15 protein-coding genes are annotated in these 16,116 nt (G+C 61.6%); 10 read left to right on the top strand and 5 right to left on the bottom strand.

The genetic code is table 11. From position 1 onward, the window contains the following. The first annotated feature begins 5 nt into the window (after positions 1-5). Complete coding sequence (locus MXF20_RS06000) at positions 6-1,088, top strand: DUF2817 domain-containing protein (RefSeq protein WP_325968216.1); 1,083 nt, start codon at positions 6-8, stop codon at positions 1,086-1,088. On the opposite strand, the gene MXF20_RS05995 is transcribed toward MXF20_RS06000, so the two are convergent. Further along, on the bottom strand, positions 1,073-1,843 hold the full coding sequence (locus MXF20_RS05995; protein WP_325968215.1) for a 2OG-Fe(II) oxygenase: 771 nt from the start codon (positions 1,841-1,843) through the stop codon (positions 1,073-1,075). The genes MXF20_RS06000 and MXF20_RS05995 overlap by 16 nt on opposite strands. Positions 1,844-1,940: 97 nt before the next feature. Here MXF20_RS05995 and MXF20_RS05990 point away from each other — a divergent pair, with 97 nt between their 5' ends. The 4 genes from MXF20_RS05990 to MXF20_RS05975 all read left to right on the top strand — a co-directional run bounded on the left by MXF20_RS05990 (position 1,941) and on the right by MXF20_RS05975 (position 5,556). After that, on the top strand, positions 1,941-2,840 hold the full coding sequence (locus MXF20_RS05990; RefSeq protein ID WP_325968214.1) for a LysR substrate-binding domain-containing protein: 900 nt from the start codon (positions 1,941-1,943) through the stop codon (positions 2,838-2,840). 92 nt (positions 2,841-2,932) lie between these two features. Next, positions 2,933-4,228 carry an SLC13 family permease gene (locus MXF20_RS05985; RefSeq protein WP_325968213.1) on the top strand — a complete coding sequence of 432 codons (1,296 nt, stop codon included), beginning with the start codon at positions 2,933-2,935 and terminating at the stop codon, positions 4,226-4,228. Between the two features lie 27 nt (positions 4,229-4,255). Beyond that, positions 4,256-5,113, top strand: coding sequence for an AraC family transcriptional regulator (locus MXF20_RS05980; RefSeq protein ID WP_325968212.1), 858 nt, complete (start codon positions 4,256-4,258; stop codon positions 5,111-5,113). Positions 5,114-5,148: 35 nt separating this feature from the next. Further along, entirely contained in the window at positions 5,149-5,556 is a 408-nt protein-coding gene (locus MXF20_RS05975) for a DUF2000 family protein (RefSeq protein WP_262258303.1), read from the top strand. Here the strand turns inward: MXF20_RS05975 and MXF20_RS05970 are convergent. Both MXF20_RS05970 and MXF20_RS05965 read right to left on the bottom strand, forming a co-directional pair. Further along, a complete protein-coding gene (locus MXF20_RS05970) occupies positions 5,531-6,892 on the bottom strand; it encodes an amidase (protein ID WP_325968210.1) in 1,362 nt (453 codons plus the stop codon). The genes MXF20_RS05975 and MXF20_RS05970 overlap by 26 nt on opposite strands. A 3-nt stretch (positions 6,893-6,895) precedes the next feature. Continuing rightward, complete coding sequence (locus MXF20_RS05965; protein WP_325968209.1) at positions 6,896-7,717, bottom strand: MBL fold metallo-hydrolase; 822 nt, start codon at positions 7,715-7,717, stop codon at positions 6,896-6,898. Positions 7,718-7,797: 80 nt separating this feature from the next. On the opposite strand from MXF20_RS05965, the gene MXF20_RS05960 reads away from it, so the two are divergent. Further along, a complete protein-coding gene (locus tag MXF20_RS05960; protein ID WP_325968208.1) occupies positions 7,798-8,727 on the top strand; it encodes a LysR family transcriptional regulator in 930 nt (309 codons plus the stop codon). 5 nt (positions 8,728-8,732) lie between these two features. On the opposite strand, the gene MXF20_RS05955 is transcribed toward MXF20_RS05960, so the two are convergent. Beyond that, a complete protein-coding gene (locus MXF20_RS05955) occupies positions 8,733-9,425 on the bottom strand; it encodes an SDR family NAD(P)-dependent oxidoreductase (protein ID WP_325968207.1) in 693 nt (230 codons plus the stop codon). Positions 9,426-9,556: 131 nt separating this feature from the next. Between MXF20_RS05955 and MXF20_RS05950 the strand changes: the two genes are divergently transcribed. Continuing rightward, a complete protein-coding gene (locus MXF20_RS05950) occupies positions 9,557-10,459 on the top strand; it encodes a LysR family transcriptional regulator (RefSeq protein ID WP_325968205.1) in 903 nt (300 codons plus the stop codon). Position 10,460: 1 nt separating this feature from the next. Here the strand turns inward: MXF20_RS05950 and MXF20_RS05945 are convergent, their stop codons facing one another. Next, positions 10,461-11,495, bottom strand: a complete 1,035-nt coding sequence (locus MXF20_RS05945) for a LacI family DNA-binding transcriptional regulator (RefSeq protein ID WP_325968204.1) — start codon at positions 11,493-11,495, stop codon at positions 10,461-10,463. A 217-nt stretch (positions 11,496-11,712) separates the two neighbouring features. On the opposite strand from MXF20_RS05945, the gene MXF20_RS05940 reads away from it, so the two are divergent. The 3 genes from MXF20_RS05940 to MXF20_RS05930 all read left to right on the top strand — a co-directional run bounded on the left by MXF20_RS05940 (position 11,713) and on the right by MXF20_RS05930 (position 16,111). Then, a complete protein-coding gene (locus MXF20_RS05940) occupies positions 11,713-12,741 on the top strand; it encodes an ABC transporter substrate-binding protein (protein WP_325968202.1) in 1,029 nt (342 codons plus the stop codon). An 89-nt stretch (positions 12,742-12,830) separates the two neighbouring features. Continuing rightward, on the top strand, positions 12,831-15,053 hold the full coding sequence (locus MXF20_RS05935) for an iron ABC transporter permease (RefSeq protein WP_325968201.1): 2,223 nt from the start codon (positions 12,831-12,833) through the stop codon (positions 15,051-15,053). Continuing rightward, positions 15,050-16,111: an ABC transporter ATP-binding protein gene (locus MXF20_RS05930; RefSeq protein WP_325968200.1), complete on the top strand. Its 1,062-nt coding sequence runs from the start codon at positions 15,050-15,052 to the stop codon at positions 16,109-16,111. The genes MXF20_RS05935 and MXF20_RS05930 overlap by 4 nt, the downstream gene beginning before the upstream one ends. Positions 16,112-16,116 lie beyond the last annotated feature (5 nt).

Genomic DNA, 16,116 nt, shown 5'->3' with positions numbered 1-16,116 from the left:
AAATCATGTCCTTACTCCCTGATTATACTCAGCAGCGGGCGCGATTCCTGGCGGCCGTTGCGCGCCAGCACGGCGCGCTGACTGCCTATCGCCATCCGCTGACCGCGCCCGACGGTGCAGCCTTGTTCACCGACGTCGCGGTGATCGGCGATCCGGAGGCCCCTAAACGCATGCTGATTCTCTCCGGCACGCACGGTGTGGAAGGCTATTATGGTTCAGACAGCCAGATCGCGTGGCTCGACAGCCTCAAGACCCGCACGTTACCGCCCGACTGCGCCGTTGTGCTGGTCCATCTGCTGAATCCGTGGGGCGCTGCGCATCTGCGGCGCGTCAATGAAGACAATATCGATCTCAACCGGAATTTCATCGATTTCAGCCAGCCCGCACCCGCTAATCCGCACTACGGGTTGTGGCACGATCTGTACCACGGTGAGCGTGCGCATGCCGATCGGCGGCTGGCGGAGACGCTGCAGCAGTCAGGCTGGCCGGCGTTAAAACGGGTGGTGGAAGCGGGGCAATATCAGGCAGCGGATGGCCTGTTTTATGGCGGGCAGCAGCCGACGTGGTCGCACCGCACGCTGCACGCCATCGTCGAACAGCATCTGCGTCAGGCGCAGATTATCCTGAGTTTCGACCTGCATACCGGCGCGGGCGCGTGGGGCCATCCGATGCTGCTGGCGATTGCGGAGCAGCGCTATCCGGCGCATGACTGGGGCAAAAGCTTATACGATGAGTGGCTGACGCTGCTGTTCACCGGCAGCGGGCGCGACAGTGACACTGGCGTCACGGCGACCGCCACCGGCTATGTCTCGCAGTTTCTGCTGACCTCGCTCCCGGATACGCAGCTATTGCCGCTGGTGGTGGAGTGTGGCACTTATCCGGGCGAAGAAATGCACCGCCGGGTGCGCGACGATCACTGGCTGCATCTGCAGGGCGATCCGGCAAGCCACGCCGGACGTGCGCTGAAGCAGCAGCTGGTGGAAGGGTTCTGGCCCGCCGATGAGGACTGGCGCGCCTTAACTGCATTTCGCACCCAACAAATTTTCCTGCGCGGCTGGCGCGGGCTGGTGGCTTACAACCGGCCGTAAAAGGTCATGCGCGCGGTTTCGGACAGCGCGATACCGGGTTGAGTGTTGTAGGCCAGCACCGCCAGCATGCGCGTAACATCGCCTTCGGTGGGCGTCACGCGGTGCAGCGAATTGCGCCCGCGAAACAGCACCAGATCGCCGGCATCGATCTCCAGCGCCTCAACCGGCTGGCGCTGATCGAGCACGGCGGCGACGCCGTCGTAGTTCATCTCGCCGGCATCCGCATCGCGCAGATCTTTCACGTACTGAAACACACCGCCAGCGCGCGGTTTCTGCACCAGCAGCGTGATGGCGAAAGAGGAGTTATCGAAGTGCCAGCCCAGCTCCTGGCCATCAGGTGCGTAATGCAGATTAATCGACGATAGCGGGTCGGCGTACGGATACAGCGCCTCCTCGTTCAGCACATCACACAGAAAGCGTTTAAACAGATCGTCTTTGTAGAGCTGGCGCAGCGGCGATTCGGCCGCAATCACATCGTCGGTGATGCAGCCTTTGGTGCTGATCACATCGCGATTGCGCGGATGATCGGCACGGTACGCGTCGTCCGGCTTGAGCAGATAAACGTTGTGTTTGCTAACGGTGTGGTACGCCAGATGACGCTGGGCCAGCCCGTCGGCCACGATTGCCTGCAGCGCAGCCGGTTGCAGAAACTGACGCAGCACCAGCGCGCCGTGTTGCTCAAGCTGCTGGCGACAGTGCTGACGCCAGTCGGCGTCGGCCAGCGGATGTAAATCAAATCGAATCAAAGCAGACATGGCGTTGGTTCTCGTTTTTGGCAGGTGTAGAGACTGTAACGGCCTGATATGTTGATGCCTAACGATAAATATTTAATACCTTGCTAAGGAAACCTTAATGCCTGCACCCGCGTCGCGTCTGCCGAAAATCAGCGTTATTCAGTCGTTTAAAGTGGCGGCGGAACTCGGAAGCCTGGCGAAAGCCGCTGCGCAGCTGGCGCTGACGCCCGCCGCCGTTAGCCAGCAGATTCGTCAGCTGGAAGAGCAGCTGGGCAGCGCGCTGTTTGTGCGCACCCAGAGCGGGGTAATGCTGACGGAAACCGGTAAAGAGTATCTGCGCTACGTCAGTGAGGCGTTCGATATTCTGCATCTCGGTCAGCAAAATCTGCGCCATGCGGCCAGCATGCCGAAGCTGACGCTTTATTCACTGCCGGCGCTGGCGTCGAAATGGCTGCTGCCGAATATTACCGACTGGCGTGCACATTGTCCGGGATGCGATCTCAGCCTGCACGGCACGCATGCGCCAGTGGATTTCAGCGCCACACCAGCAGATTTTGTCATCTGCTTTGGCGAAGATCGTTATCCGCAGCTGGATAAACAACGGCTGTTTTGTGATGAGGTGCTGCCGGTCGCCAGTCCGGCGCTGATCCAGCGTTATCCGGGCGAATCGTTACTCAGCCAGGCACCATTAATTCATCTGGACTGGGGCAATGAAGGGCGGTTTCTGCCCGACTGGCGCAGCTGGTTTCAGGCCAAAGGCAGCATGGAGCCGGCGGCCCAGCCGGCATTCAGCTTTAATCTCACCTCACTTGCGATCGACGCGGCAGTAGCCGGGGTCGGCGTGCTGCTGGGACAGCGTCGCCTGATTGCCGGCGAACTGGCGCGCGGTGCGCTGCAGGTGGTGGATCCGCTCAGCCTGCCGCTGAGCAAACCCTATTTTCTCGCCTGGCCGCAGCGCTCCCGCAGTCAGCCCGGCAGCGAGGCGCTGATTCAGTGGCTGACGCAGCTGGCGAGTTAGCAAACTGTTAACTGCCGCAGCGTTCTGCGACAGGGATTGCCCTATGCTGATGCGCTTTGTGCGCAGTTGCGAAGAAAGGGAGTTCAGGCACGATGATCGAGTCCTCATTCTGGCTGACCACGCTGGTGGTCAGCATCACAATTTTGCTGTGGGCGCTGGCGCGGTTGCCGGAATACCTTACCGCGCTGCTGTTTTTTGCGGCGGCGATGCTGCTGTCGATTGCACCGGCCAGCAGCGTGTTCAGTGGCTTTACCTCTTCAGCGTTCTGGCTGGTACTGAGCGGTTTTGTGCTGGGCGCGGCGATCCGCAACGTGGGCCTTGCCCAGCGCTGGGCCAACTGGCTGGTGGTGCCGTTCAGCCAGAGCTGGCTGCGGATGGTTGCGGGCACGGTGCTGCTCAGCTATCTGCTGGCGCTGGTGATGCCGTCGAACATGGGGCGGATTGCGCTACTGATGCCGGTGGTACTGGCGCTGGGCGAGCGGGCCGGTATCCGGCCGGGCAGTCGCGGCAGCATCGGGCTGGCGCTGGCGGTGGGCTTCGGCACCTTTCAACTCTCTGCCAGTATTCTGCTCGCCAACGTACCAAACCTGGTGCTGAGCGGCGCGGCAGAAAACGCGTATCAGCTGCATTTGCAATGGCTGCCGTGGTGGCTGCTGCATATGCCGGTGGTGGGGCTGGGCAAAGGTATTCTGCTGGTTGCCTGCATCACGCTGCTGTTTCGCGCGCGGCCGCAGCCGGTGGCGACGCGGGAAGCGTTGCCGGCGCTCAGCGGGCGCGAATGGCGGCTCATTGCCTTGCTGCTGGTGACGCTGCTGTTGTGGATGACCGATAGCCTGCACGGCTTATCCGCTGCGTGGATCGGACTGGCCGCGGCCTGCCTGTGCCTGTTACCACGCGTCGGCTTTCTTTCGGGTGACGATTTTGCCAGCGGCGTCAATTTCCGCACCTGCATCTACATCGCCGGCATTCTCGGTGTCGCCACGGTGGTGGTGGATTCAGGCCTTGGCCGCCTGATCGCCAACGCACTGCTTCATCTGCTACCGCTGCAGGACTCGCCGTCATTCGGTAATTTTGTCGTGCTTAACGGGCTGGTGACGCTGCTGAACTTTGTGCTCACCGCCAACGGCGTGCCGGCGATGGTGACGCCGATGGCGCAGGAGCTGGCCGCTGCGTCGGGTTTTCCGCTGCTCAGCGTGGTGATGCTGCAGGTTTTTGCCTACGCCACGCCGCTGCTGCCGTATCAGGCGTCGCCGATCGTGGTGGCAATGGGGCTGGGGAATGTGCCAGCCAGAGCCGGTCTGCAGCTGTGCCTGCTGGTGTTTGTGCTGAGCGCGCTGCTGCTTTTACCGCTGGATTATCTGTGGTTCCGGCTGCTAGGCTATGCCTGATACGCCGTCAGAGGTCACGAATTCGCTATGTCAGCTACCAAAGATTGGGTTGATTTCCGTCGCGATGAAGAGACGGGCATTGAAAGTGTTAACGCGCACTTCTGCGGCCACGCTTACGATCCGCATGACCACGACGAATTGCTGGTCGGCGTAACGCAGCAGGGGCTGCAGCGCTTCAACTGTCACCGCGCGCTGCACACCAGCACGCCGGGCCGCGCTATTCTGATTGAGCCGGGCGCGGTACATGATGGTCACGCGCCTGATGCCGCCGGTTTCACCTATGTGATGCTTTATTTGCCGCAACGCTGGGTGGCGGAGATGATGCAGCGCCGCGGGCTGGGCGATGTGGCCAATATTCAGGGAGCGTTTCGCTCCACGCTCACCGATGATGCACAGCTGGCCAGCGCGATTCAGCAGGCCTGGTTTGCGGTACATCAGCGGGAAGGGCGGCTGGCGCGCGATCAGAGCCTGGATCACCTGCTTACGCTACTGTCCCGACATCTGGATAACAAACCTCGCGCGCAGCTCAGCGATGCCCAGCGGCAGATGCATTTACTGCGTGACTACCTGCACGATTTCATGGCGCAGGATATCGGGCTGGACGATCTGTCGCGCCTGTCCGGCATCGATCGTTTCCGCCTGACGCGCCAGTTCAAGCAGGCGTTTGGCCAGTCGCCGCACGCTTATCTGGTTCGGCTGCGGCTGCGTAGCGCCCGCGCGCTGCTGGCACAGGGCGTTGAGCCGGTGCAGGTCGCAGCGCAGGTGGGCTTTGCCGACCAAAGCCACCTTGGCCGCTGGTTCCAGCGTGCTTATCGCCTGACGCCCGCTGCCTATCAGCGCCAGTGCACAAACGTTCTATACCGCACGCTGCCTGCTATCCGATGATGAGATTTTTAATCCTCACCGGAGAATCCTGACAGATGTTTGATACCAAAATCGCCCTGATCGTACGTGATGATTTAGCCACCTGGCAGCGCCTGAATGTGGTGGCTTTTCTGGCGACCGGCATCGCTGCGGCGGCGCCAGAAATGATGGGTGAACCTTACGTCGATGCGCACGGTCGTCAGTACGGCAACATGGCCGGCCAGCCAATGCTGGTGTTTGCCGCCGATTTAGCCGGCCTGCAACGTGCGCATCGCCAGGGCGTGGAGCGCGAGCTAACGCTGATTCCTTACGTTGAAGCGATGTTTTCCACCGGCCACGATGCCGCCAACCGCGCGGTGTTTCTGGCCGAGGATGCTGATAATCTCAACCTGGTTGGCATCGCGCTACGCGGCCCGAAAAAGGCGGTGGATAAAGCCATCAAAGGGCTGGCGCTGCATGGTTGAACGGCGGGTGCGCCTGTTCAATCTGTTCTGCCGCCATTAACAGCACATCTTCCCGATCGCGCAGCGCCAGAAGCTCCAGGCCGATGGGTAACCCTTCCGTACTCAGGCCGACCGGAATGCTGATCGCCGGTGCGCCGGTGACGGCTGAAATCAGCGCGTTGCTGCCAGGTTGCAACTCGCCATGCTTCACCGGCGGATGGCGGACTACCGGATAAGCGAGCAGGTCGATCTGCTGCTGCTGAAAAAACTGCGTCAGCTGCTGATACAGCCTCTGCTGGCGCAGCTGCACCTCGCGATAGCCGTCACTGTGCGTGCCGGGATGCTGCGCGCGGGTTTTGAAGGTGGCCTCCAGCTGGGGATGATAGCGCCCCGAGGCGGCAATCGCCGCCAGCGTGCGCAGCGGTGCCTGCGGTTTATCCGCCAGCCAGGCGGCCAGCGCGTCGGCAAATTCATAGGCAATAATATTGGCTTCGGTCGCCAGCGTCTCCAGCTGCGGCCAGCTGAGCATGCGCGGCTGAAACGATGCCACAGCGGCCTGCACCGCCTGGTTAATCTCCGTTTCCTCTGCGGCAAATCCTCCCTGCCAGATACCGATGCGCAACGGCCGAGCGGGACGAGAAAAGCGCTGGCCCGTCAGTATTTCACTGATCAGCCGCAAATCAGCGGCGCAGCGCACCAGCGGTCCGGGGATATCCTGGGTGGGCGACAGCGGCACGATGCCAGCGCTGTTCAGTGCACCGCGCGTCATACGTAAGCCGAACAGGCCATTGAACGCGGCCGGAATGCGCACCGAACCGGCGGTATCGCTGCCTATCGCCAGCGGCACATAGCCTGCGGCGACCGCCACGGCGGAACCGCTGCTCGATCCCCCCGGAGAGCGGCCATGCTGCCAGGCATTATGGGTAAAGCCGCTCAGCGACGAGGCGCCGGTGATGCCTGCCGCCAGTTCATGCATGGTGGTTTTGCCGATGAGGATTGCGCCGGCCTGACGCAGGGCAGTAACCAGCGGCGCATCCTCGCTGGCAATCACGTCGCGCAGCAGCGCCGAACCGGCACTGGTCGGCCAGCCTTTCACTTCAATGTTGTCTTTAATCAGCAGCGGAATACCAGCCAGCGGGCCGACTGGCGCACTCTGCTGCCGTGCGGCATCGCTGGCATCGGCGGCGGCTAAGGCTTCATCGGCAAACAGCCAGCTGATGGCGTTGTAACGCGGCTGATCCACGTCAGCAATGCGCTGCAGCGCAAACGTGGTGAGCTGGCGGGCGCTCACCCGGCGCTCGGCCAGCGCCTGTTGCATATCACCCAGCGATGCGGTGAGGTAATCAGCGTAGTGCATGGTTCAGGCCTCCACAGGAATCCATTGCCGCTCTGGCGAAACCCGGCCGCACGAACTGCCGGCAAAGTGTGAGCTGCACCAGAGTGCCTGATGGCTGACGCACCAGTCTATCAGTAACTGACGTGACGTTACGGCGCGTGGTAAATCCTCACAAAAAACCGAGTTCCATTGCGGGTGTGTAAACTGAACTGGATGATGCATCACATCTCCGCTAAACACCGCGCAGGCACCTTCGCTTTCCAGCACAATCGAGGCGTGATCGATACTGTGACCCGGCGTCGGCATATAGCGCAGCACGCCGGCAAACAGCGGGGAGTGCTGGACGTCAATGGTTTCCAGCTGGCCGCTCGCCAGCAACGGCGCAATGCTGTCGTGATACAGCGCCTGCATCGCTGGCGTGCTGCGGCACTGTGCCAGTTCACGTGCTGAACAGATGTAACGCGCATGGCGAAACATCGGCTGCCAGCGGCCATCGCGCCAGCAGGTATTCCAGCCCACATGGTCGGTGTGAATATGCGTCATCAGCACCAGCGTCACCTCATCAGGATCGACGCCCGCTTCGGCCAGACGCTGCGGCCACGCGGTTTGCAACTGGTGAAACAGCGGCTTGTTATCGCGGTTACGGCCATTGCCGGTTGCGGTATCAATTACGATGGTGTCGCGAGCGGTGCGCACCACCCAGCTATGAATGGATATCTCTGCCGGCTGCTGTGCCAGTGCGTCGCTCATCGTCTCGCGGTGCGCCGGAAACAGCGCAGCGAAGGGGAGTGAGCTGGTCTGCTCGGTCACTTTATCAATGCTGCATTCACCCATACGCAGGGTCATATTGCCTCCTCACAACGTGGTGCCTGTCGGTACTCGCCACTATACTGATGCCATGCGCATTATTTAAATCGATTAAAATCATGAAGTTCATCAATGAGAATGATTTCAGCAAGGTGGATCTCAACCTGCTGATTGTATTGCTGGTGCTGTATGAAGTGCGCAGCGTCACGCAGGCGGCAAACCGGCTTTTTCTTGGTCAGCCCGCGGTGAGTGCGGCGTTGAAAAGGCTGCGGGAGATGTTTAACGATGCGCTGTTCGTGCGTTCCTCGCAGGGCATGACGCCCACGCCGCGCGCAGAGCAGCTGGTGCGCCAGTTCACCCCATTGTTGCAGGGCGTGCATCGCGTGATGTTCACTGCCGATCGCTTTGATGCCGCGCACGATAGCCGCAGTTTTACGCTCGGCATGAGCGACTGGCTGGAGCACTGGCTGATGCCCGATTTACTGCTGCAACTGGCCGACACGGCCCCGAATATGGATATCCGGGTGGTGGCTGCCGATCCGTGGCAGGCGATTCCGTTGATGGAGCAGCAGCAGGCTGATGTGGTGGTCACGGTTGGAGAAGAGACCAGCCGCGATCTCACGCGGGAGCACATTGCGCGCGCCGGCTTCAGCACGGTGTGGCATCCCGGACAGATTGACCTTGCACCACCGCTGACGCTGGCGCAGTTCGTGCAGTATCAGCATGCGCTGGTCTCCTATCGCGGCGTGAGTGAAAGTGCGCTGGACGCCGCGTTAGCCCGCGAGGGACTGACGCGCCGCGTGCGCTATGTTACGCCGCACTTCTCGGTGTTACCGCTGATGTTGCAGCGCCTGCCGCTGTTCGCCATCGTGCCGCAGGGACTGGTGCAGGCATGGCAACAGCGCTATGCGCTAAGCACGGCGGCGGTGCCGATCGACATGCCGGATTATGTGCTGTCGCTGCTGTGGCACAACGCCCGGGCAGAAGATCCGGCACTCCGCTGGCTGCGCGCCACGCTGCGTGAGCTGATCGAACGCAAGCTGGCGTGAAAGGCTTACCACGGCACTACGCGCCCAAGGTAATCGAGATAGTGCAACCCGCCGCGTCCGGTCTGGCTTTCCACCGTGTTGAGCAGATTCGGGATGCTCTCCTCAATGCTCAGCCGCGCCTGCGCGCCGCCCATGTCGGTGCGTACCCAGCCGGGGGCCAGCAGCAATAGCGTGCGCGCGTCGGCGTGACGTGCGGCAAAGCTGCGCATAAACATATTGAGCGCCGCTTTACTGCCGCGATACACCTCGTAGTTGCCATGGGTGTTGTTGGTGATACTGCCCTGGCCGGAGGACATCACCGCCAGCGTGCCGTGGGCGCTAACGTTGTTTCTGAAGGTCTCGAGCACGCGCAGCGGGCTCAGCGCGTTGGTCACCATCACGCGAATAAACTCTTCCGTCGACACATCGGCCAGGGTTTCGCGATCGTCATTTTTCACGCCGGCGTTGACCAGCAGCAGATCGAACTGCTGGCCGCTTAGCCGCAGATGCAGGGCGTTGACCTCTGCTGGCACGGTGATGTCCACGCTTTCCACCGTCAGCTGCTGCGGGTAGCGCTGCGCCAGCTGTTGCAGCGCGTGAAGGGAGTGCGGGCGGCCGGTCGCCACCACCTGATAGCCGCGCTGCAGCATATTCTCCGCCAGCGCGAAGCCGAGGCCACGCGAAGCGCCAATCAATAAAGCACGGGAAGCCCTGTTCATGACTCTCTCCTGGTTTTGGGGTGAGCGAAAAGTCTACCCTTGCGTGACAACAGGCGGAACGCGCAGCATCTGCATAGATAACCTGCAGCAAACGCCTTGCCAGACGGCGCTTAATCGATAAGGATGATGCGATGAATACGGTCGATTTGAATTTACTCCCTGCGCTGGACGCGCTGCTCAGTGAAGGCAGCGTAGTGGGCGCTGCGCGTCGTCTGGGGCTGAGCGAGTCGGCGATGAGCCGCACGCTGGGGCGACTGCGTGCCGCCACCGGCGATGCGCTGCTGGTGCGTGCCGGGCGCGCGATGGTGCTGACGCCGCACGCTGAAGCGCTGCGCAGCCAGGTGCACGCCACTTTGCAGGACACGCAGGCGCTGCTGAGTCCACCCGCGCAACGCTTTGCTGCCGCTGAGCTGCAGCGCCACTTCACGCTGCGTAGCAACGAAGGATTTGTCGAAGCATTTGGCAGCGCGCTGATCGCTGCAGTGCGCGCGCAGGCGCCTGGCGTTCAGCTGCGTTTTATGCCGAAAGCAGAGAAACATGATCGACCGCTGCGCAGCGGCGACGTCGATCTGGAGATTGGCGTACTGGGCAATATGGGGCCGGAGATTCGGCTGCAGGCGCTGTTTCGCGATCGCTTCGTCGGCGTGGTGCGTGCCGGGCATCCGTTACTCGCCGACGTCACGTTGCCGCAGCTGGCCGCGTATGGTCACATCGTGGCGTCAAGACGCGGTGAACTGGGCGGGCCGGTGCATGAGGCGCTGCTCGCCGCCGGTATTACCCGTCAGGTGGCCGCCGTGGTGCCGGCGTTCTCTACCGCCGTGGTGCTTACCTTGCACAGCGACTGGCTGGCGCTGGTGCCGCGTACGCTGTGCCTGCATCACCCGTTAATTAAAGATAATCCGGCGTTTACGATGTTTGAATTACCGTTCGCCACGCCGGAGGTGACGGTGTCACAGCTATGGCATCCACGGCTGGAGCAGGATGCGGCGCATCGCTGGCTGCGTGACACGGTGCGGCAGGTGTGCCGCGCTTAGATTAGCCGCCGCGCACTGAGCCGCGCCATACCACATCGGCCTGATACAGCAGCGTGTCGTGCTGCTGCTCACTCTGCGGCGTAAAGCCACTCTCCGCCTGTTCCGTCTGCGTCAGCCACGCGATGGCGTCGCGGGCAAAGCGCTCCACCGGCTGGGCGAAGGTGGTGAGATTGTAAGAAGACCAGCCAGCCTGCGCGATGTTGTCATAGCCGATCAGGCACAAATCCTCCGGCACGCGCAGCTGGAAACGGTGGCGCGCTTCATCCATGAAACCGCAGGCCATCAGATCGGTGACGCAGAACACCGCGTCCGGGCGCTGATGACGCGTCAGCAGGCGATGCGCCAGAATCTGGCCGCTCTCATACGAGGTGGTGCCGAACCGCTCCACGCTGACCGTCAGTCCGGCGCGCTCCGCCACGGCGATAAACGCCGCTTCGCGTTTTATCAGGCTCGGCGTGCCGGCCAGTGAATTGGCGAACGCCAGCTGACGACAGCCGGCGCGCTGAAATGCCATCACCGCCGTTTCGGCCGCCGCCTGCGCATCAAGATTGATACTGAGCGATCCCGGCAGCGCTTCATCACGGTTGATCAGGATGATGCGCTGACCGTGCTGATAGCACTGGCGGGTAATGGTGCGATCCGGCATGCCGGAAAGGATGATGGAGGCGTCGGCGCGAAAGTTGATCGCCTGCAGCAGCGCGGCGGAGACGCTGTTGTCGGAACGATCGGTATTAATCAGCATCGCCACCTTGCCCGCTTCCTGCAAAAACTGCGTCAGCCAGCGCACCAGACTGGCGCGATAGGGCGTGGCGATTTCGGAAACAATCAGGCAGACAATGCCGCTGCGGTTGCGCACCAGCCCGCGCGCCAGATGATTGACGTGATAGCCCAGCTCCTGCGCCGCTTTCATCACCCGCGCACGCGTCGCTGCAGAAACGCTGGCACCGGGGGTGAAAGCGCGCGACACCGCCGATCGCGACACGCCCGCGCGGTCCGCCACATCCTGCGCGCTCACCCCGGCTTTGTCATTCTGCATCTTCAACTCCTCACAATTACGGCTGAAAAGCAGTCTGCCGCAAATTGCAAAGCTGTGCAATTTGTCTGTGATCACATTTGTTGCATTTTTGTGACATAGCCTGTCAATTGCGGATTGCGCTATTTGACAGGCTATTTTCTGTTCATTACTAATTTGCACACACGTGCAAATAAAAACCTCTGTTAAGCACGGAACCCTGCCAACCAAGGAGAACATCATGCGCTACACCTCACTGGCCATCGCGCTGTCCCTCAGTTGCACTGCGCTGCCGTTTGCCGCTGCGGCCGCCGGCAATCTCAATATGGTCTGCTCGGCGGACGTGGTGGTGTGCGAACACATGACGCGCATCTTCAGCCAGGCACATCCGGATATCAAAGTCAGCATGGTGCGCCTGTCAGCGGGTGAAGCTTATGCCCGCCTGCGCAGCGAAGCGCGTAACCCGCGCACCGACATCTGGTGGGCCGGCACCGGCGATCCGCATATGCAGGCGGCGGAAGAGGGGCTGACGCAGCCGTATAAATCACCGCTGCTTGACCAGCAGCAGGACTGGGCGCAAAAGCAGGCGGAAAACTCAGGTTACCGTACGGTGGGGATTTATGCCGGTGCGCTCGGCTGGGGCTACAACACCAAACTGCTGGCGGATAAAAAGCTCAAAGCGCCGGCCTGCTGGGCCGATTTGCTCGACCCGGCGTTCAAAGGCGAAATTCAGATAGCCAATCCAAACTCGTCCGGCACCGCCTACAACACCCTGGCGACGCTGGTGCAGATCATGGGCGAGGACAAAGCGTTCGATTACCTGAAAAAGCTCAACGCCAACATTTCGCAGTACACCAAATCCGGTTCGGCACCGGTCAAAGCGGCGGCACGCGGCGAAACCACCGTAGGCATCGTGTTTATGCACGATGCGGTGGCAATGGAAGTCGACGGGTTCCCGATCAAAACCGTCGCGCCCTGTGAAGGCACCGGCTACGAGATTGGCTCAATGTCGATCGTCAAAGGCGCCCGCAATCTGGCCAATGCCAAAGTGTGGTACGACTGGGCGCTTAGCGCCGAAGCGCAGTCGCACATGAAAGAGGCCAAATCCTTCCAGCTGCCGTCAAACCGCAGTGCAGAGATCTCTGAATACGCGCCGCGCTTCGAGAATATCAAACTGATCGATTATGACTTCAAAACCTACGGCGATTCCGCCAAACGTAAAGCGCTGCTGAGCCGCTGGGATAAAGAGATCGGCGCCAGCGCGCAGTAATGCCGCATCGCCGGACGCTGCCGCTGGCGGTGGCTTACCGGTTCCGACAGCGCCAGGGATGGCGCGATGATCCCGCATTGAGGTAACACATGAACGCAAATAATCGCCGTCTGACGGGCGCGCTGCTGCTGGGCGCAATCGCGCTGTTGCTGCTGCCGTGGTACAGCCTGGAAGCGGGCTTTTTCGATAGCGGCTGGCTGCTTAACCTGTGGCGTGATGAAGCGAACGCGCCAGCGCTGTGGCAGATCGGCAGCCATCCGTGGCTGGCGATCGGCGTGGCGCTGCTGGCGCTGTGCGCCGCCTGCGGTTTACTGCCCGGCAGCGCGCGCAGCCGGTTGCTGCTGCTGTTCAGCGCGCTGGGCGTGTTCTTCCTGATTGTGGAAGGGCACGCGATTGGCTACAGCGGCTGGAGCTGGCTGTGGCTGGAAAACCGCTTCGGCGCGCTGCCGCAGGGACAGCCAGCGATGGGCGCTGGCGCGCTCCTGCTGCTGACCGTATTTTTGCTGCTGTTCTCGTTTGCGCTGGCCGAACGCGGCGTGCTGAAAGGCGATGCCTTTGTGGTGGCGTCGCTGGTGCTGCTGACTGCGCTGGTCAGCATCTTCGTGCTTTATCCGGTGCTGAGTATGTTTGTGGTGTCGGTGCAGGACGTTGACGGCAGTTTCAAACCGGACGGTTTGATCAGTAATTTGCAGGACCCGTCAATCTGGAGCCTTGCCTGCCTGAAAGGCGGCACCTGCGGCACGGCATGGCGCACGCTGGGACTGGCGCTGATGACCGCCAGCGGGTCGACGCTGCTGGGTCTGGCTTTCGCGCTGGCCGCTACGCGCACGCCGCTGCCCTGCAAGAAAGCGCTGCGCATGCTGACCATCCTGCCAATCATCACGCCGCCGTTTGTCATTGGTCTGGCATTGATCCTGCTGTTCGGCCGCTCGGGCGTGGTGACAGAGTATCTGGCGGCGCTGTTTGGCATCGAGCCCGGCCGCTGGCTGTATGGCCTGACCGGTATCTGGATTGCTCAGGTGCTGTCGTTCACGCCGATTGCCTTTCTGGTGCTGATTGGTGTGGTGGAAGGCGTCAGTCCGTCGCTGGAAGAGGCGTCGCAAACGCTGCGCGCCAATCGCTGGCGCACCTTCAGCCGCGTTTCGCTGCCGCTGATGGCGCCGGGGCTGGCCAATGCTTTTTTGATCAGCTTCATCGAAAGCATGGCCGATTTTGGGAATCCGATGGTGCTGGGCGGCAGTCATGGCGTGCTCTCAACCGAAATTTTCTTCTCGGTGGTGGGCGCGCAGAACGATCCGAGCCGCGCCGCGGTGCTGGCGATGATTCTGCTGTGCTTCACGCTGGCCGCCTTTGTGCTGCAGCGGCTGTGGCTGGGCGGCAAAAACTTCGCCACAGTGACCGGCAAGGGCGACGGCGGCAAACACGGCCAGCTGCCGCGTTTGCTGCGCTACGGCGTGTACGGCATGGTGATCCCGTGGGGTCTTTTTACCCTGGTGATCTACGGCATGATCGTGGTAGGCGGCTTTGTGCAGTCGTGGGGCCTGAACGATGCGCTGACCATCGAGCACTACGTGCGCGCTTTCCGCGTCAGCGTCAGTGACGGCCATCTGCTGTGGAGCGGCGTGGCGTGGAATTCGTTCTGGACCACGCTGGAAATTGCCCTGATTGCCGCACCGCTCACCGCCGTGGTGGGCCTGCTGACGGCCTGGCTGATCGTGCGACAGAAATTTGCCGGTCGCCAGACGTTTGAGTTCCTGCTGATGCTGAGCTTCGCCATTCCCGGCACGGTAATCGGCGTCAGTTACGTGATGGCCTATAACCTGCCGCCGCTGGAGATTACCGGTACGGCGATGATCCTGATTGCCTGCTTTGTGTTCCGCAATATGCCGGTCGGCGTGCGCGGCGGTATCGCGGCGATGAGCCAGCTGGATAAAAGTCTTGATGAGGCGTCGCTGACGCTGGGTGCCAGCAGTTTCCGCACGCTGCGCAAAGTGGTGCTGCCGCTGCTGAAACCGGCGATCAGCGCGGCGCTGGTGTACGCCTTTGTGCGCGCCATCACCTCGATCAGCGCGGTGATCTTCCTCGTCAGCGCGCAGTACAACATGGCGACGTCCTACATCGTCGGGCTGGTGGAGAATGGTGAATATGGCGTTGCCATCGCTTACTCCACGGTGCTGATTGTGGTGATGCTGCTGATCATTGGCGTGTTTCAGTGGCTGGTGGGTGAACGTCGCCTGCGCCGCGTGGCCCGCCCGGTGGATATCGCCACGCCACCTGCTTCCCCTTCGTTAACTCAGGAGAGTGCCGTATGACCACGATAACTGCTGGTTCCGTGGTGTTTGAACACGTCGAAAAACGCTTTGCCGGCTTCACCGCGCTGCCGGATTTATCGCTGACGGTCGAGCCAGGTACGCTGGTGACGCTGCTGGGGCCTTCCGGCTGCGGCAAGACCACTACGCTGCGCCTGCTGGCCGGCCTGGAGCATCCGACTTCGGGGCGCATTTTAATCGGTGGCAAAGACGTGACGCATCTGCCTGCCAACGAACGCGACGTGGCGATGGTGTTTCAATCCTATGCGCTGTTCCCGCACATGAGCGCGCTCGACAACATCATGTACGGCCTGCAATCGTCCGGCATGAACAAAAAGGAGGCGCAGGATCGTGCGCGCGAAGGGCTAAAGCTGGTGGGGCTCGAGAGTCAGGGCCAGCGGCTGCCGTCGGAACTCTCCGGCGGACAGCAGCAGCGTATCGCCGTGGCGCGCGCGCTGGTGCTGGAGCCGCAGGTGCTACTGCTGGATGAGCCGCTCTCCAACCTCGACGAACGCCTGCGCCGTCGGGTGCGCACCGATATTCGTGATTTGCAGCAGCGGCTGGGCTTCACGGCGGTGTATGTCACACACGATCAGGAAGAGGCGCTGGCGGTGTCGGATAAAATTATTGTCATGAAAGAGGGCGATATTGCTCAGCAGGGCGCGCCGGAAAGCCTGTATCACGCGCCCAATTCGGTGTTCATCGCTGATTTTATGGGCGAAGCCAACATTCTGCCGTGCGAAGTTGAACAGGTTGAAGGCAGCGAAGCGCTGGTGCGACTGGGCAGGCAGCGCTATCGCGTGCGCGGTAACGGCGTCACGACCGGTTCCGCGCAGCTGTCGGTCAGACCGCAGTTTATTACCCTGCACAGTGGTGCTGAAGGCGCGCTGCGCGGCGAGGTAACGCATGCCACCTGGCTGGGCGATCACATCGAATATGAGGTCAACACCGAGCTGGGCTCGCTGTTTATCGTCGATGCGCAGATGGAGCAGCAGCTGCCGCTGGCCGCACGGGTGGCGATTGATTTTAAACCTCAGGGGCTGGCCCTGATTGCCAGTTAATTAAG

Source organism: Pantoea dispersa, from assembly GCF_035783935.1.
Taxonomy (GTDB): domain Bacteria; phylum Pseudomonadota; class Gammaproteobacteria; order Enterobacterales; family Enterobacteriaceae; genus Pantoea; species Pantoea dispersa_C.
This window is presented reverse-complemented; position numbering and strand designations above follow the sequence as displayed.

Coding starts and splice junctions, on each gene's coding strand:
- MXF20_RS06000 (WP_325968216.1), top strand. CDS start 6: ATGTCCTTACTCCCTGATTATACTCAGCAGCGGGCGCGATTCCTGGCG.
- MXF20_RS05995 (WP_325968215.1), bottom strand. CDS start 1,843: ATGTCTGCTTTGATTCGATTTGATTTACATCCGCTGGCCGACGCCGAC.
- MXF20_RS05990 (WP_325968214.1), top strand. CDS start 1,941: ATGCCTGCACCCGCGTCGCGTCTGCCGAAAATCAGCGTTATTCAGTCG.
- MXF20_RS05985 (WP_325968213.1), top strand. CDS start 2,933: ATGATCGAGTCCTCATTCTGGCTGACCACGCTGGTGGTCAGCATCACA.
- MXF20_RS05980 (WP_325968212.1), top strand. CDS start 4,256: ATGTCAGCTACCAAAGATTGGGTTGATTTCCGTCGCGATGAAGAGACG.
- MXF20_RS05975 (WP_262258303.1), top strand. CDS start 5,149: ATGTTTGATACCAAAATCGCCCTGATCGTACGTGATGATTTAGCCACC.
- MXF20_RS05970 (WP_325968210.1), bottom strand. CDS start 6,892: ATGCACTACGCTGATTACCTCACCGCATCGCTGGGTGATATGCAACAG.
- MXF20_RS05965 (WP_325968209.1), bottom strand. CDS start 7,717: ATGACCCTGCGTATGGGTGAATGCAGCATTGATAAAGTGACCGAGCAG.
- MXF20_RS05960 (WP_325968208.1), top strand. CDS start 7,798: ATGAAGTTCATCAATGAGAATGATTTCAGCAAGGTGGATCTCAACCTG.
- MXF20_RS05955 (WP_325968207.1), bottom strand. CDS start 9,425: ATGAACAGGGCTTCCCGTGCTTTATTGATTGGCGCTTCGCGTGGCCTC.
- MXF20_RS05950 (WP_325968205.1), top strand. CDS start 9,557: ATGAATACGGTCGATTTGAATTTACTCCCTGCGCTGGACGCGCTGCTC.
- MXF20_RS05945 (WP_325968204.1), bottom strand. CDS start 11,495: ATGCAGAATGACAAAGCCGGGGTGAGCGCGCAGGATGTGGCGGACCGC.
- MXF20_RS05940 (WP_325968202.1), top strand. CDS start 11,713: ATGCGCTACACCTCACTGGCCATCGCGCTGTCCCTCAGTTGCACTGCG.
- MXF20_RS05935 (WP_325968201.1), top strand. CDS start 12,831: ATGAACGCAAATAATCGCCGTCTGACGGGCGCGCTGCTGCTGGGCGCA.
- MXF20_RS05930 (WP_325968200.1), top strand. CDS start 15,050: ATGACCACGATAACTGCTGGTTCCGTGGTGTTTGAACACGTCGAAAAA.